Source organism: Segatella baroniae B14 (assembly GCF_022024235.1).
Lineage (GTDB): Bacteria > Bacteroidota > Bacteroidia > Bacteroidales > Bacteroidaceae > Prevotella > Prevotella bryantii.
In genome coordinates this window covers 1,567,084-1,582,488 of record NZ_CP091799.1, presented here as the reverse complement: position 1 = coordinate 1,582,488, position 15,405 = coordinate 1,567,084, and the positions used below count along the sequence as shown (strand labels likewise).

Below are 15,405 nucleotides of genomic sequence, written 5' to 3'. Positions count from 1 at the left end.
GTTTATCAAACTTACTTCACTTCCTCGAAGTCTGCGTCCTGAATATCATCAGCCTTAGGACCCTGCTGAGCATTCTGACCAGCATCAGCACCTGGCTGAGGACCAGCCTGACCACCTTGATACATCTGCTGGCTTGCACCCTGCATAACAGTGTTCAAGTTGTTGATAGCTGTATCGATAGCGTTTACATCACCACTCTTATGAGCTTCCTTCAATTTAGCGAGTGCATCCTCGATACCTGGCTTCTGATCAGCAGGAATCTTGTCACCATTATCTTTAAGGAAGTTCTCTGTAGTGAAGATCATAGAGTCAGCCTGATTCATCTTGTCAATCTTCTCACGCTCTTTCTTATCGTTCTCTGCATTCTGCTCTGCTTCTGCCTTCATACGCTTGATTTCCTCTTCGCTCAAGCCAGATGAAGCTTCGATACGGATGCTCTGCTCCTTACCTGTAGCTTTATCTTTAGCACTTACATTGAGAATACCGTTAGCATCGATATCGAATGTAACCTCAATCTGAGGAACACCACGACGAGCTGGAGCAATACCTGTAAGGTTGAACTGACCGATACTCTTGTTCTGAGAAGCCATAGGACGTTCACCCTGAAGTACGTGGATAGTTACCTCTGTCTGGTTGTCAGCTGCTGTAGAGAATACTTCACTCTTCTTGCAAGGAATGGTTGTGTTAGACTCAATAAGCTTGGTCATTACACCACCCATAGTTTCAATACCAAGAGTCAATGGAGTAACATCGAGCAATACGATATCGCCTACGCCACCTTCTTTATTCAAGATAGCACCCTGAATAGAAGCACCTACTGCTACAACCTCATCTGGGTTAACACCCTTAGAAGGCTCTTTACCGAAGTAATTCTTAACCAATGTCTGTACAGCTGGAATACGAGAGCTACCACCTACGAGGATAACCTCATCGATATCTGATGTCTGCAATTTAGCATCGCGCATAGCGTTCTGGCAAGGTACCAAACAAGCCTGGATAAGTTCGTGTGCCAACTGCTCGAACTGTGAACGAGTCAAAGTCTTAACCAAGTGCTTAGGTACACCACCTGCAGCTGTGATATATGGCAAGTTAATCTCTGTAGAAGTAGAAGAACTTAACTCAATCTTTGCTTTCTCTGCTGCTTCCTTCAAACGCTGCATAGCCATTGGGTCAAGACGAAGGTCTATGCCCTCATCTGCCTTGAAGCCGTCTGCCAACCAGTCGATGATAACACGGTCGAAGTCATCACCACCAAGATGAGTATCACCGTTTGTAGAAAGTACTTCGAATACACCACCACCGAATTCGAGGATAGAAATATCGAATGTACCACCACCAAGGTCGAATACTGCAATCTTCATATCTTTGTTAGCCTTGTCTACACCATAAGCAAGAGCTGCTGCTGTTGGCTCGTTAACGATACGACGAACGTTAAGACCTGCAATCTGACCTGCTTCTTTGGTTGCCTGACGCTGAGAATCTGAGAAGTAAGCTGGTACTGTGATAACGGCATCAGTAACTTCTTGACCAAGATAGTCTTCTGCTGTCTTCTTCATTTTCTGAAGAATCATAGCTGAGATTTCCTGTGGAGTATATTTGCGGTCATCGATCTGTACGCGTGGGTAGCCACCCTCATTGATAACAGGATAAGGCATAGAAGCAGCCTCTTTCTCAACCAAATTGAAAGGTTCACCCATGAAACGCTTAATAGAGTAAACAGTCTTTGTTGGGTTTGTAATAGCCTGACGCTTTGCAGGATCACCTACCTTACGCTCACCGCCTTCTACGAAGCCGATAACTGAAGGTGTAGTACGCTTACCCTCACTGTTTGCAATTACTACTGGTTCGTTTCCTTCAAATACAGAAACACAACTGTTAGTAGTTCCTAAGTCGATTCCAATAATCTTTCCCATAATTGTATATTTTTATTTTTTTGTTATTTTCTTAATTTAATGATTGTGCTTCAATTGCACACTCTCTATCTAACAAAGGTTGTGCCAAACTAATGGATATTTAAAAAAAAGGGGGGAAATATAAAAAAAGGATGTGACAACATGTCACATCCTCGTCTATTCTTAATTGTCAGTTATGCCAATTTTGTATTATTCTGGCTTGTTTGCCATATTTTGCTTGATAAGTGTCTCAAGCTCTTCGCACAATTCTGGGTTATCTTTAAGCAATTTTTTGGTTGCATCACGGCCCTGTGCAAGTTTTGAACCATTGTAGCTGAACCAGCTACCACTTTTTTGGATAACGCCATACTCAACACCCATGTCTACGATTTCGCCAATCTTGCTAATACCTTCACCGAAGGTGATTTCAAACTCGGCTTTGCGGAATGGTGGTGCTACCTTATTCTTGATAACTTTAACGCGTACCTGATTACCGATAACTTGATCGCCATCCTTAATAGAGGAAACACGACGAATATCCAAACGTACTGATGCGTAGAACTTCAATGCATTACCACCTGTGGTAGTTTCAGGATTGCCAAACATAATACCAATCTTTTCACGTAATTGGTTGATGAAGATACAAGTGGTGTTGGTTTTGCTGATTGTAGAAGTGAGTTTACGGAGAGCCTGACTCATGAGACGAGCTTGAAGACCAACTCTGTTGTCACCCATATCGCCTTCAATTTCTGCCTTAGGAGTAAGTGCTGCAACAGAGTCTACTACCAAAATATCAATAGCAGAAGAGCTAATCAACTGATCAGCAATCTGAAGTGCTTGCTCACCATTATCTGGCTGTGAAATTAACAGATTATCAACGTCTACACCAAGTTTAGCGGCATAGAAGCGGTCGAAAGCATGCTCTGCATCGATAAAAGCGGCAATACCTCCATTTTTTTGAGCTTCTGCAATGGCATGAATAGCCAATGTTGTCTTACCTGATGATTCAGGACCATAAATCTCGATGATGCGGCCTTTAGGATAGCCACCTACTCCAAGGGCTGCATCTAGGGCGATACTTCCTGATGAAATCACTTCGATGTCTTCAATCTTTTCATCGCCCATTTTCATGATAGATCCCTTACCGAAATCTTTTTCTATTTTTGCCATGGCAGCTTGGAGGGCTTTTAATTTGCCCTCTTTAGCTGATGTTTCTTCTTCTTTTGCCATTTTTTTTGTAGTGCTAAATAATTTTTGCTGTGTTCGTTCCTTTGAGTATAGTACTGCTGGAGATTAGAGTTCCAAGTCACCATCGAAAACCTCATGCCAAGGTAGCCCTTGCTCGTTGAGTACTTGCAAGAATGGATCTGGATCGAAGTCTTCAACATTCCATACGCCTGGTTTCTTCCAAATGCCTTTCAAGAACATCATTGCTCCTGCCATGGCTGGAACACCAGTGGTATAGCTTACACCCTGCATGCCTGTTTCTGCAAATGCATCTTGATGCTTGCAGTTATTATATATATAATAGGTGTGCTCTTTTCCGTCTTTGATACCACGGATACGGCAGCCGATGCTGGTTTCGCCATCGTAGTTTTCGCCAAGATCCTGTGGATTAGGTAATACGGCTTTAAGAAATTGTAGAGGAACGATGTTTACTTTTACTGTTTTGGTTGGGTCGTCTGCTAGTGGAGCTTCGTATGTTACCTCATCGATACGGCTCATACCCAAATTCTGGATGCAATCAAGATAAGTAAGATACTGTTTGCCGAATGTCATCCAGAAACGTGCCTGCTTAATGGTAGGATAGTTCTTAACTAGACTCTCCAGTTCTTCATGATGCATTAAGTAACTGTCGCGTGCACCAATATTAGGGTAGGTGAGGTCTTTGTGAATCTCCAGTGGTTCTGTTTCTATCCATTTGCCATCCTTATAGTAAAGTCCCTTTTGGGTAATCTCACGGATATTAATTTCTGGGTTGAAGTTTGTAGCGAATGCCTTATGATGGTTACCAGCATTACAATCTACGATATCGAGATACTGAATTTCATCGAAGTGATGCTTTGCAGCATAAGCAGTATATGCTTGAGAAACACCTGGGTCAAAGCCACAACCCAAAATTGCGGTAAGACCAGCTTTTTCAAATTTATCCTTGTATGCCCATTGCCAGCTGTATTCGAAATGGGCTTCGTCTTTAGGCTCATAGTTTGCAGTATCAAGATAATTGCAACCGCATGCTAGACAAGCATCCATGATGGTAAGGTCCTGATAAGGCAATGCCAAGTTAATTACTAAGTCTGGCTGGTAGCTGCTGAAGAGTGCTTTCAACTGTTCTACGTCGTCAGCATCGACCTCTGCAGTCTTGATATCCACGTTGTAACCTTTATCATGAATAGACTTTACCAAACGATCACATTTTTCTACATGATGGCTGGCAATCATAAACTCGGTAAAGACGTCAGTGTTCTGAACAATCTTGAATGCTGCAACGGTAGCAACGCCACCTGCTCCAATCATTAAAACTCTTCCCATTTTTATATGTTTATTTTTATTGTTTGCTAATATTTTAAATTGTTTATTCTCTTTTAGTAATTATTGCCTGGAATTTCGTCGGCTTTGATGCCTAAGGCATTTAATAGACTGTAACCAAGTATCTCTTGACGAAAATTTCCTCCAGCCATGGGCTGCATAGCAAATACAGTTATTCGCTGATTATTGTCCACAGGACGTAGCACTTGTCGTATGATATCATAAGTGTCTCCCTGTTCGCCGTTAGGGATAATCATGATTCGTTTAACTTCTTCGTGTTCTACTATCGTCTTGATTAGATCGCAGATATATTCATCTTTGCTTACGATATTTTCCACGCTAAAAGCATTGATGAGAAATTCGCCAAACTGAGGATCTTCAAAAGCTTGACCATTGAGTTCTTTTTCATAGTCAGATGGCACATAATTATCCAACTTGTTTTTGTCTTTTTCGTGAATAAGTATAACTTGGGTTTCGTGCTTGGTGCCATCTTGGCGTAAGCCACCGTCTAAAGCGATATTTACAATCCATTGACTTAAATCAGCAGGAGGTATTCTTCTGCCAATCATACGCTCAAACTGTACGGATAGCTGAAAAGCGACATAGTCGATATAGTCAGCATCGGCTATGATAATATTCTCGCTAAGTTTAATGTTGTTTGTCTGCTCTGCGTTCATAGTGCAAAGATAATAGTTTTTTTGCAAGAATGGTTACAAAAAAAAGTGATTTTTTGGGATTTGTATTTGTTGACTTAGGATAATCTGACTCTTTGTCAAAATAAATCACTTGAAAAAATGAAGGATGAGCAGAGCGTGGAAGGTGATATCGAAATGATGTTATATGTACAGGAATGTATATATAGAGTGGTATACAAAAAACGGATGCAAGGCTGAACCTGCATCCGTTTTTGAGTATATCAAGTATCTTTGATTATCGTGTGATGATATCAACTGGTACGTTGAAAATTTTGGCAACTTTCAGAATAGTATCGATATGACGACCTACAGCTGCTGCCATGTGATGAGTAGGGCCTGCCTCGCTCCAACGGTTCACAAATTCACGTGCACCACAAGTGAATCGGGTACGCATGTTTGTATCACCGAATGTGAAGATAGGACCATCCTCGTTTACACCTTCTGCTACAACAAATTTAAAGTGTCCATCCTTATCCTGAGTGATACCAAGATAAGTAACATCTCCTACAGGTGGATAGAACTGTGTAAGATAGCCACCTCCTGTCTTGCCATGGAATACAGGAACAATCTTCATAGTAGGTTTCTTAGCCTGAGAAATGTCAGCATCGCCAGAACCTGAATGACCGATGATACAGATGTCCTTATCGAAGTCGATAGAGTACATTTCAGAGAGCTGACCTGTACCTGAAATGGTTTTCAAAATACTCATAGCCATAGCTACTTTGATATCACCTTCTACGGCACAAGCTGTACCCTGCTTTATAAGCATAGAGAATGCTGGAATCAGCATTGAGTCGAGCTTACCAGCTATACCTTGAGAGAAGCCATCATAGTGAGATGCTACGAGACCTAAGTGCTCATCTTTAACCCACTGTTCGAATGCTACTACATATTTTGCCATATCCCATACCTTCTCAATGGTACCACCACCTTCAATATCGAAGGTATCTAAGATATCCTGAGCCTTGGTACGGATAGCTTCTTCGTCGGTAATATTGTCTGCAATAGCCCACATCTTTTCCCAGTCGAACTGCTTCGTGTAGAGCCACATGCGATGGTAAAGATTAGTCTCATCGATATAAAGATCCATCATGCCTGGGTATGGACGGCCGATCTGAGCGATATTGGTATCACGAAAACGACGACGAACTTGAGCCGCTTTGCACCAATCTTCAATTTCTGCCTGAACGATAGGATCTCCACCTTCTACAACGCCTGTGATTACAGCATGACGTTTACCAGCACGCTCTAAATCGGCAACCATTTCACCGACAGCACCACAAGCATATAGTTCACCCAGCCAAGTTGGAGTATCTGTATTTGCATAATCTGGTGCCTTCTTCTTCTGTACGTTAACGAGTACTACAGGTACATCAAGATCGCGAATAGCTGGCAACATATTATATGATGTAGCATAGGTAAGCAACTGAAGTATTACCAAGTCAACATCTGCAGCACGGAATTTATCACCTGCAGCCATAGACTGTTCCTTGGTTGTAACCATACCACCATCGATAATATCTACAGTATCAGGCAGAGTCTTTTTGAAAGCTTCATACTGAGCTTCAAACTCTGGTACAAGCTGTGGAAACTGTGGGAGGTAAGCACCTAAAGCAATAGAGAATACACCTACACGTGCTTTGGTTTCTACTAATGGTTTATTCATACTTTTCAAAATTAAGATGATTTACGAATTCTAAATTAGCAAGGACGCTTCTTTGGCAAGTTGAAGACATCTTGTACCTCCTTCATAGCTTCTGCGGTCATACCATCAGGCTCAGAACCCATGTTGCGAGCGCACATATAGATGTTTGCAGATTTGCAGAGTACGTCGGTCTGGTCGAATGCATCCATGATGTCCTGACCAACAGCTACAGTACCATGTTTTTCCCAAAGTACTACATCGTGCTCTTTAATCTTTTCGAGGGTAGCATTAGCCAATTCAACACTTGAAGGCAGACCGTAAGGTACGATACCAATGCCTAAAGGAGCAAATGCCAGTGTCTCTGGAATCATAGACCAAAGTACACGAGTCATTTCGTCGCCCTGAAGGAATCTCTTAATGTGGCTCATAGCAACGAGCTCAATAGGATGTGTATGAAGAGTTGCTTTATAGCAGCTACCTGTTTCAAGAAGGTAGTTTTGAAGAGCCAAGTGTGTTGGTAGTTCTGAAGTAGGAGCTACAGGACAATCTGCGATAATCTCGTAGCTAGCACAATCGTCACAGATGCGAACGATAGAACCATTCTGCATAGGATTACGAGCCAAATCGCGCATACGTTTGCCTGTACCTTTGCAATAGAAATATTTGCCTTTGAGTTGTGGTAATACAAGACCAATCTGTTTAACTGGTGCTATAGCTGGTAAAGCTTTACATTCATCGTCCATGAATTCTGTAACATTAACAGTGATATTTCCACCGTTACGCTCTGCCCAACCTTTTTCCCAAAGGTATCCTGCTACTTCTGCAACTTGATCGATAACGGCTTTCAGACCGTCTCTTCCATCTAAAATACTTTTCATCTTTATTTAAAGTTTTACTTTCTTTTTATTTTTTATTTATGATTTTCTTTTGTTCTGTTTAGACATTATCGCCATAACGTTCCTTGGTAATGGCATCGAGAGTTTTGCCCTGTGTCTTTGGAGAGCCGATAACACCTACAACCAGTGAAATGAGCAGTAAAGCAATCATGCAGTAAGCTGCAATTTGAAAACCTTCGCCGTTTTCACCATAGATATAAGTAAATACTAATCCCCAGATTGCAGAGAGACCGCGAACGATAAAGAACATCAACCCCTGAGCTCCAGCTCTAAACTTGGCTGGGAATAACTCTGTGCCCCATAGGGCATAGAAAATCTGTACTGACATACCTCCCTCGATACCCCAAAGGATAGCAAAAGCCCAAAGTCCTGTAGGACCGTTTACTCCGATGGTAACAATGATAAGCCATGCACTAATAGCGAATAAGAGGCCAAGTATGTATATAATCTTGTGACTGCTATTGTCGATAAACTTTGAAACACCAAGTGTAGTAAGTACGATGATTGCCCACTGAATGCAGTTCATCCAGTTAGCCTGCTCATTGGTCACTCCACCGGCGGTCTCGTAGATGTGAGGCTGGAAGAAGCCCATTACTGAAGCTACAAGGTTCCAGGTGAGATAGATACAAGCTAAGAAAACTACTGTACGAACTGCAATTTTGTTGGAGAATAATACCCCGATTGCGTGGAGTAACCCAGTATCTTCACCCTTGGCTTTTGCAGCTTCTTTACTAGCTTTCCATTCGCTACTTTCTTCAAGTTTACGTTGCATATTCCAAGCAATAAATGCTACTATGAAGAGTGAGAAAAATACAATACGAGAACTAAATACGTTAATAGCATCAGTGTTCAGATTACTTCCACCGATAGCCAGTGCCAGTGCTTCTACAGAGTTGAACAAGTATCCACCTGGTGCAAAGAACATACCAAACAAGAGGATAATCATAGGTCCAATTCCCCATGACATTTGTGAGATACAGATATTTCGACCACGATTGTTAACCTCTGAACTTTCAGAGATATAGGTCCAAGATGCAGGTACTCCAATACCTACAGAAATGCCTGTAAAAAGGAAACCACATAGTAGCATTGGAAAATTAACAGAAAACATGACCAATAATACACCTAGCATATATACTAGAAGATTGTACGTATAGATGAATTTGCGGCCATATTTGTCAGCTAGGAAACCACCGATGATTGCTCCTATAGCTGCACCAAGACAATTGGCACTAATAAAGTTTAACCATCCAAGATGAACTTCTGTTAGGCCAAGATATTTCTGCCAAAGGGTAAGTCCACTTGCTCCTGCTACAATTGCACCTGCATCCAGGTAATTATTAAGAGACACAGCGATCGTGCTCTTCAGACTGCTTTTTGCTGCCATAGTTATGCTCTTTTATTGATTATTTCTGATTGATATTTATCGATGTCAAGAATAAACTCGTGACCTACTGGTACGTTGTTTCGCATACAGAATTCATCGTATACGGCTTGCCAAGGCATAGCTTTCTGTTCCTCCAAAAGTGCTAGAACTTTGTAACCTTCTCCTGCAATTTCGTATTCTGAAATCTTTTTGCTAGGTTCTAAAAGGGCACGAAGCATACACTTCTGTGCTGCACGAGAACCTATTACATAGGCGCCTATGCGATTGATAGAGCCATCGAAAAAGTCGAGACCATAGTGTACACGGTCAAGTGCATCTGCACGAACAATTTCAGAGAATAAGTCCTGAGTGGCATCATCCATAATAGTAACATGGTCAGAGTCCCAACGTACGGGACGAGATACATGTAACATCAGTTCTGGGAGGAAGTTGAGTAGGGCACTTACTTTATCTGCTGGCATCTCTGTAGGATGATAATGACCTGTGTCGATGGTCTGCATCATTTGGTGAGAAGCTGCATAGGCAGTATAGAAATCGTGGGAACCGACAGTGAATGACTCTAAGCCTATACCGAATACTTTTCCTTCGATAGTGTCCTTCATCATTGGTTTCTTTTCTGCGTAAATCTCATCGAGAGATTCTTTAAGCAGTTTACGATATTGATAGTGATTTACGCTTACGTCTTTACATCCATCGTGTACCCATAGATTCATGATACAAGGATCATTTTGGGCTTCACCTATGGCATTCGAAATGTCACGACAGCGCTTAGTATGCTCTATCCAAAAATCACGTATACTCTTGTCGGGATTAGCTAATGATAAATTGCCTGATTTTGGATGAGAGAAAGAGGTTGAGTTAAAATCGAGTTTTGTATTGTACTCTTTACCCCAGTCTATCCAAGACTGAAAATATTCTATGGTTACTTCATCGCGATCAACGATTTTGCCTTTAAAATCACCATAGATTTCATGTAGGTTTAATCGATGAGTACCAGGAATTAATGATTTCGCTTTTAAAATATCCTGTCGAAGTTCGTCAATGTTACGTGCTGCACCTGGCTGATTACCAGTAGACTGGATACCTCCAGAAAGAGCTCCTGCCTGTACTTCAAAGCCTTTTACATCGTCAGCCTGCCAACAATGCATTGACAGATGAAAGTCTTGTAATTTTTTGAGAACATCTTCGGTGTCTACACCAATTTCAGCATAGCGGTCTTTCGCAATCTCGTATGCTTTAGAAATATATTCTGCTTTCATTTTGCTTTTGGGTTAAGATTGAAAGCTGGATACGTTTATTACGTATCCAGGAGGTTTATAGGTTTATTTTGTAATCTCAAGATATTTGTGATATGCCTGATTCCAAACTTCTTGATCTTGAGGCATAAATTCTTTTAATTCCAAAGAGAATGCAATAAAACGACGCATTTCCCAAATATCTTTAACATCGCCTGCAGCTTTAGCCTGAAGCATGATGTTTCCAATAGCGGTACCTTCTTGAGGACCTGCCAGAACTTTTACACCTAGAGAGTTGGCTGTAAACTGATTGAGGTATTGATTGAGTGAGCCACCACCTATAATGTGTAAGGTGTTGATATCGAAATCTGCAAATTCTTTCAGCCAGCTAAAGATTTGACGATAGCGGAGGGCTAAAGACTCAAAGATGCATCGGGTGATAGCAGCATATCCTACAGGTACAGGCTCGTTGTGCTCCTTACAATAGGTTTGAATAGCTTCTACCATAGAGTTTGGATTTGCAAAAATCTTATCATCAGGATTAATAAGACTCTTGAAAGGCTCAGCTTGCATAGCTTCACTTAAAATCTGTTGGTGCCCCATACCTGAAACTTCAGGCCATTCCTTGCGACATCGTTCGTATATCCACATACCACAGATATTTTTAAGGAATCGTGTAGTACCCTCGATACCGCCTTCGTTGGTAAAGTTCTTGTCGAAACTGTTTTCGTTGATAATAGGCTCTTTCGACTCGATACCCATCAAGCTCCATGTACCAGAACTGAGATATGCAAACTTCTCATCCTTAGCAGGAACTGCTGCTACTGCACTTGCTGTATCATGACCGGCAACAGCAATAACTGGTATTGCACCAAGGCCTGTCATCTTCTGTATTTCTTCGGTGAGAACACCAATTTGCTCACCTGGATTAATCATTGGACCAAACTGTTCTCTTTTCAGGCCTAAGCTTTTAATCAAGTCTTCATCCAAGTCTTTGGTATTTGGATTAAGAATCTGAGAAGTGGATGCTACAGTATATTCGCAAACAGCATTTCCAGTAAGCATATAGCTTAAAGCATCAGGGATAAACAGTATCTTTTCGGCATTTTCCAATGCTGTATTTCCAGCTTGGCGCATCGCATATAACTGGAACAGTGAATTGAAATTCATAAATTGAATGCCAGTCTTGTCATAAACCTGCTCTTTGCTAATTTCTTGATCGAAATATTTTTCCATCACACCGAATGTATGAGGGTCGCGATAAGCTAATGGATTACGAAGGATAGCTCCATCTTTGCCGATATATACGAAATCGCATCCCCAAGTATCAATACCGATGCTTTTGATCGGAATGTTACGTTGGTGTACAATTTTTAATCCGTTGATAATCTCGTTATAAAGGGCATAAATATCCCAATAGAAGTGACCGCCAGTTTCTATAAGGTTATTATTAAAACGTGTCAGTTCTTCTAAATTAAATTTGCTACCTTCAAGTGTACCAATGATAGTTCTACCACTAGTAGCTCCAAGGTCTACTGCAAAAAAATATTCTTTGTTACTCATTTTAGGTCAGATAGTTTTCTTTAATGTTGCAAAATTATAATGAAAATTGCGTCTGAAACACGATTATTTGATTTTAAATCTAAAAGTTTTGAGATTTATTGTTACCTTTGCATGAATTATAAAACAAATCTATAAATTATTTTTGATATGTCAACTTTAACCATTTTAATTGTGGTCGTATTTGTAGCAGGTTATCTTTGTATTGCTCTTGAGAGTGTTACAAAAGTTAACAAGGCTGCCATTGCTTTACTTATGTTTGTGGCTTGTTGGACTCTTTTCATGGTAGATCCAGGTAGCTATATTTCTGGAGTTGCTGATAATTTAATTCCACAAGCGGTAAGTGATATTATAGAGAAGCATTTAGGTAGTACTTCTACTACATTATTCTTCTTGATGGGGGCTATGACTATTGTCGAAATAGTCGATCAAAATGGGGGCTTCGACTGGGTACGTGAAGTTATGGTAACAAAGAGTAAGCGTAAACTTCTGTGGCGTATTACAGTTTTGACTTTTATCCTTTCTGCTATCTTGGATAATCTGACAACGAGTATCGTAATGGTTATGATTTTACGTAAATTGGTAGAAAATCGTAAGGATCGTATTATATTTGCTTCAATGGTAATCATAGCTGCCAATAGTGGTGGTGCATTCTCTCCAATCGGAGATGTAACAACTATTATGTTATGGAATAAGGGACTAGTTACTGCAGCAGGTGTAATTAAGGAGGTAATATTCCCTTCTATCGTTTCTGCTGTCATTCCAGCTTTGATTCTTCAGTCTCAATTAAAAGGTGAACTAGAAGCCCCTAATAATGTCATGTATGAGTCAGATGCACAGACTCAGGTGCTTGAGTTCTCGGGTACTCAGCGTAAAGTTATATTCTTACTCGGTGTTGGTGGTTTAATGTTTGTTCCTGTTTTTAAGACGCTTACTCATCTACCTCCATTTGTTGGTATTTTGCTAGTATTAGGTTTACTTTGGACTGTTACAGAGATTTTCTATCGTAATTTGCATCGTCATAATGATCAGATTTCTTTCCAAAAGCGTGTAAGTAATTTATTGTCTCGTGTTGATATGACTACCATCTTATTTTTCTTAGGTATTTTGATGGCAGTATCTTGTTTGGAACAGATTGGTGCATTAACTTTGTTGGGTCAAAGTCTTAATATTGCATTTGAAGGTAACCATTATGCTGTAACAGGTATTATAGGTGTACTTTCAAGTATTGTTGATAATGTACCATTAGTTGCCGGCTGTATGGGTATGTATCCTGTTCAGCCTACTGGTGATATGGCTGTTGATGGTATCTTCTGGCAGTTGCTTGGTTACTGTGCAGGTGTGGGTGGTAGTATGCTGATTATTGGTAGTGCTGCGGGTGTCGTTGTGATGGGCCTTGAAAAAATCAGTTTTGGCTGGTATATGAAGCATATCAGTTGGATAGCTTTTGTGGGTTATATCGCAGGTATTATCAGTTATTGGTTGCTTCGTACCTTTATTTTCTAAAGAAAGATTATTTGTGGGTTAATTCCATATTTAATATAATAGACGTAAAAAGGTTGCCTTCTCAATTAAGAAGGCAACCTTTTTACGTCTATTATATAATTAGTTAATACTTCATCTTCGACCGGTATTCGCTAGGCTTAAGATTTGTTTTAATTTTAAACTTAGAAGAGAAGTAATCGGGCGATTCAAAATTGAGGCGATAAGCTATTTCCTTGATACTCAGGTTTGTCGTAGATAATAACTCCTTTGCTCTTTGCAGTTTTAGATCCTGTTGGTAGAGTGAAGGTGAAATACCTGTAAACTCTTTGAATAGCTTTCTGAAGTTACTGTAACTAACACCCATTTCCTCAGCAATTTGCTGAATAGTTAAGTCGTCTTCTAAAGCTTCTCTGATTCGAAGTCTAGCCTGATTAATCATATCCACATGATTACGATTTTTATTAAGGATAATGTTTCTTTCCAAAGAATACATTAAACCTATAATATGGTTTACGATACCTGCTAGTGTCTGTTGTGAGTAAGCAGCTTCTTCCTGAGCTGTTTTGTATGCCTCTTCGTATAGGTGGATAATATCACTACTATATCCGATGTGATAGATGGGTTTCTCAGGTGATAAGAATTTTTCTTTCACTCGATCGTCTATATTCTTACCCTTGAATCCTATCCAATAACTTTTCCATCCTTTAGTAGGATGATAGGTATGCCATTCCCCTGGAAATAGAAGAAAAATGTCACCTGCGCGGATTATTGTTTCAGGAATATGTGAAGATTGAAATATACCTTCCCCTTCGGCGATATAAAGAAGTTGGTATTCATTGAGTTCTCTTCCCTTACTGATGTCGAAATAGTAGCCGTCAGCATGTCCTTTTGTTGGGTATGCGTCTTTTGGAGTGATGTCCTCGAAACCGGTGGTACTCACAGTAAGACCCCATAAGGCGTCTCTTGTGTTTGCAACAAGATATTTGCTTATTTGCATGTCAGACGATTTTTAGCTAAACTTTTGTATTTATTTGTATAATAAAGATGGTACAAAGATAAAAAAAAAAACGGACTTTCTGATTAAAGCCCGTTTAATTTATGATTAATTTTTAAATGATTTGCTTAAAGAGGATATTCTTCAAATGCAAAGAGTACAGTTGAGAGATAGCGTTCACCTGTATCAGGAAGAAGAGCGACGATCTTTTTACCTGCGTTTTCTGGGCGTTTAGCTACTTCGATAGCACCGTAAGCTGCTGCACCAGAAGAAATACCCACCAATAGACCTTCTGTCTGTGCCAACTGTCTTCCTGCGAGAATAGCTGCATCATTGTCTATATCGAGAACTTCGTCAACATATTCACCGCTATACGTTTTTGGAACGAATCCTGCACCTATACCTTGAATCTTGTGAGGACCACTTTTACCACCATTCAGTACTGGAGAAGTTGCTGGTTCTACAGCAATGACTTTGATATTTGGATTCTTTTCCTTCAAGTATTTTGCAATACCAGAAATTGTTCCACCGGTACCAACACCTGCTACAAAGATATCAATTTCGCCATCTGTGTCAGCCCAAATTTCAGGACCTGTAGTAGCATAGTGCTTAGCAGGGTTAGCTGGGTTAACAAATTGGCCTAGGATGATACTTCCTGGGATCGAATCTCTCAATTCTTCAGCAGCCTTGATAGCTCCAGGCATACCGTCACTACCTTTAGTGAGTCTTACCTCTGCACCATAGGCCTTTACCAAATTTCTGCGTTCGATGCTCATAGTTTCTGGCATAGTAAGAATGAGGTGATAGCCTTTCACTGCAGATACAAGAGCCAAACCTACACCGGTATTACCGCTAGTCGGTTCGATAATCGTTGCTCCTGGTTTCAGTAAGCCTTTTTGTTCGGCATCCTCAATCATAGCGAAGGCAATACGATCTTTAACACTTCCACCAGGGTTGAAAGATTCTACCTTTGCGATGATAGGTGTTGTTACTCCTTTTAGTGATGAATATTTGCTCAGTTCTACAAGTGGAGTATTACCGACCAAGTCGGTTATTTGCTTATATATCTTTGCCATAGTTGTAACTA

At 40.4% G+C, this 15,405-nt stretch carries 12 protein-coding genes; 1 reads left to right on the top strand and 11 read right to left on the bottom strand.

The genetic code is table 11. The features are described from left to right. Positions 1-11 precede the first annotated feature (11 nt). The 9 genes from dnaK to rhaB all read right to left on the bottom strand — a co-directional run bounded on the left by dnaK (position 12) and on the right by rhaB (position 11,842). Complete coding sequence (gene dnaK, locus L6469_RS06610; RefSeq protein ID WP_006283051.1) at positions 12-1,913, bottom strand: molecular chaperone DnaK; 1,902 nt, start codon at positions 1,911-1,913, stop codon at positions 12-14. A gap of 189 nt (positions 1,914-2,102) precedes the next feature. Beyond that, entirely contained in the window at positions 2,103-3,122 is a 1,020-nt protein-coding gene (gene recA / locus L6469_RS06605) for a recombinase RecA (protein ID WP_006283052.1), read from the bottom strand. Between the two features lie 63 nt (positions 3,123-3,185). Next, positions 3,186-4,424: a saccharopine dehydrogenase family protein gene (locus tag L6469_RS06600; protein ID WP_006283053.1), complete on the bottom strand. Its 1,239-nt coding sequence runs from the start codon at positions 4,422-4,424 to the stop codon at positions 3,186-3,188. A 53-nt stretch (positions 4,425-4,477) separates the two neighbouring features. Further along, the gene (locus L6469_RS06595; RefSeq protein WP_006283055.1) at positions 4,478-5,098 is read right to left on the bottom strand and encodes a DUF6621 family protein; all 621 of its coding nucleotides are present in this window, start codon (positions 5,096-5,098) and stop codon (positions 4,478-4,480) included. Between the two features lie 253 nt (positions 5,099-5,351). Next, positions 5,352-6,782, bottom strand: coding sequence for an arabinose isomerase (locus tag L6469_RS06590; protein WP_006283056.1), 1,431 nt, complete (start codon positions 6,780-6,782; stop codon positions 5,352-5,354). Between the two features lie 35 nt (positions 6,783-6,817). Further along, positions 6,818-7,639 (bottom strand): rhamnulose-1-phosphate aldolase, encoded by an 822-nt coding sequence (rhaD, locus tag L6469_RS06585; RefSeq protein WP_006283057.1) that lies wholly within the window; start codon positions 7,637-7,639, stop codon positions 6,818-6,820. 58 nt (positions 7,640-7,697) lie between these two features. Beyond that, positions 7,698-9,044 carry an MFS transporter gene (locus L6469_RS06580; RefSeq protein ID WP_006283058.1) on the bottom strand — a complete coding sequence of 449 codons (1,347 nt, stop codon included), beginning with the start codon at positions 9,042-9,044 and terminating at the stop codon, positions 7,698-7,700. 2 nt (positions 9,045-9,046) lie between these two features. Next, complete coding sequence (locus tag L6469_RS06575; protein WP_006283059.1) at positions 9,047-10,303, bottom strand: L-rhamnose isomerase; 1,257 nt, start codon at positions 10,301-10,303, stop codon at positions 9,047-9,049. Positions 10,304-10,366: 63 nt separating this feature from the next. Further along, a complete protein-coding gene (gene rhaB, locus L6469_RS06570; RefSeq protein ID WP_006283060.1) occupies positions 10,367-11,842 on the bottom strand; it encodes a rhamnulokinase in 1,476 nt (491 codons plus the stop codon). A 147-nt stretch (positions 11,843-11,989) separates the two neighbouring features. Here rhaB and nhaD point away from each other — a divergent pair, with 147 nt between their 5' ends. Then, positions 11,990-13,345 (top strand): sodium:proton antiporter NhaD, encoded by a 1,356-nt coding sequence (nhaD, locus tag L6469_RS06565; protein ID WP_006283061.1) that lies wholly within the window; start codon positions 11,990-11,992, stop codon positions 13,343-13,345. A gap of 103 nt (positions 13,346-13,448) precedes the next feature. On the opposite strand, the gene L6469_RS06560 is transcribed toward nhaD, so the two are convergent. Both L6469_RS06560 and cysK read right to left on the bottom strand, forming a co-directional pair. After that, positions 13,449-14,321: a helix-turn-helix domain-containing protein gene (locus L6469_RS06560; protein ID WP_006281922.1), complete on the bottom strand. Its 873-nt coding sequence runs from the start codon at positions 14,319-14,321 to the stop codon at positions 13,449-13,451. Between the two features lie 125 nt (positions 14,322-14,446). Further along, complete coding sequence (cysK, locus tag L6469_RS06555) at positions 14,447-15,394, bottom strand: cysteine synthase A (RefSeq protein WP_006281921.1); 948 nt, start codon at positions 15,392-15,394, stop codon at positions 14,447-14,449. Positions 15,395-15,405: the final 11 nt, after the last annotated feature.

Excerpts from the sequence above, each read along its gene's own strand:
- L6469_RS06590 (WP_006283056.1), bottom strand. The coding sequence starts at position 6,782 with ATGAATAAACCATTAGTAGAAACCAAAGCACGTGTAGGTGTATTCTCT.
- recA (WP_006283052.1), bottom strand. The coding sequence starts at position 3,122 with ATGGCAAAAGAAGAAGAAACATCAGCTAAAGAGGGCAAATTAAAAGCC.
- nhaD (WP_006283061.1), top strand. The coding sequence starts at position 11,990 with ATGTCAACTTTAACCATTTTAATTGTGGTCGTATTTGTAGCAGGTTAT.
- rhaB (WP_006283060.1), bottom strand. The coding sequence starts at position 11,842 with ATGAGTAACAAAGAATATTTTTTTGCAGTAGACCTTGGAGCTACTAGT.
- cysK (WP_006281921.1), bottom strand. The coding sequence starts at position 15,394 with ATGGCAAAGATATATAAGCAAATAACCGACTTGGTCGGTAATACTCCA.
- L6469_RS06600 (WP_006283053.1), bottom strand. The coding sequence starts at position 4,424 with ATGGGAAGAGTTTTAATGATTGGAGCAGGTGGCGTTGCTACCGTTGCA.
- rhaD (WP_006283057.1), bottom strand. The coding sequence starts at position 7,639 with ATGAAAAGTATTTTAGATGGAAGAGACGGTCTGAAAGCCGTTATCGAT.
- L6469_RS06580 (WP_006283058.1), bottom strand. The coding sequence starts at position 9,044 with ATGGCAGCAAAAAGCAGTCTGAAGAGCACGATCGCTGTGTCTCTTAAT.
- L6469_RS06595 (WP_006283055.1), bottom strand. The coding sequence starts at position 5,098 with ATGAACGCAGAGCAGACAAACAACATTAAACTTAGCGAGAATATTATC.
- L6469_RS06575 (WP_006283059.1), bottom strand. The coding sequence starts at position 10,303 with ATGAAAGCAGAATATATTTCTAAAGCATACGAGATTGCGAAAGACCGC.
- dnaK (WP_006283051.1), bottom strand. The coding sequence starts at position 1,913 with ATGGGAAAGATTATTGGAATCGACTTAGGAACTACTAACAGTTGTGTT.
- L6469_RS06560 (WP_006281922.1), bottom strand. The coding sequence starts at position 14,321 with ATGCAAATAAGCAAATATCTTGTTGCAAACACAAGAGACGCCTTATGG.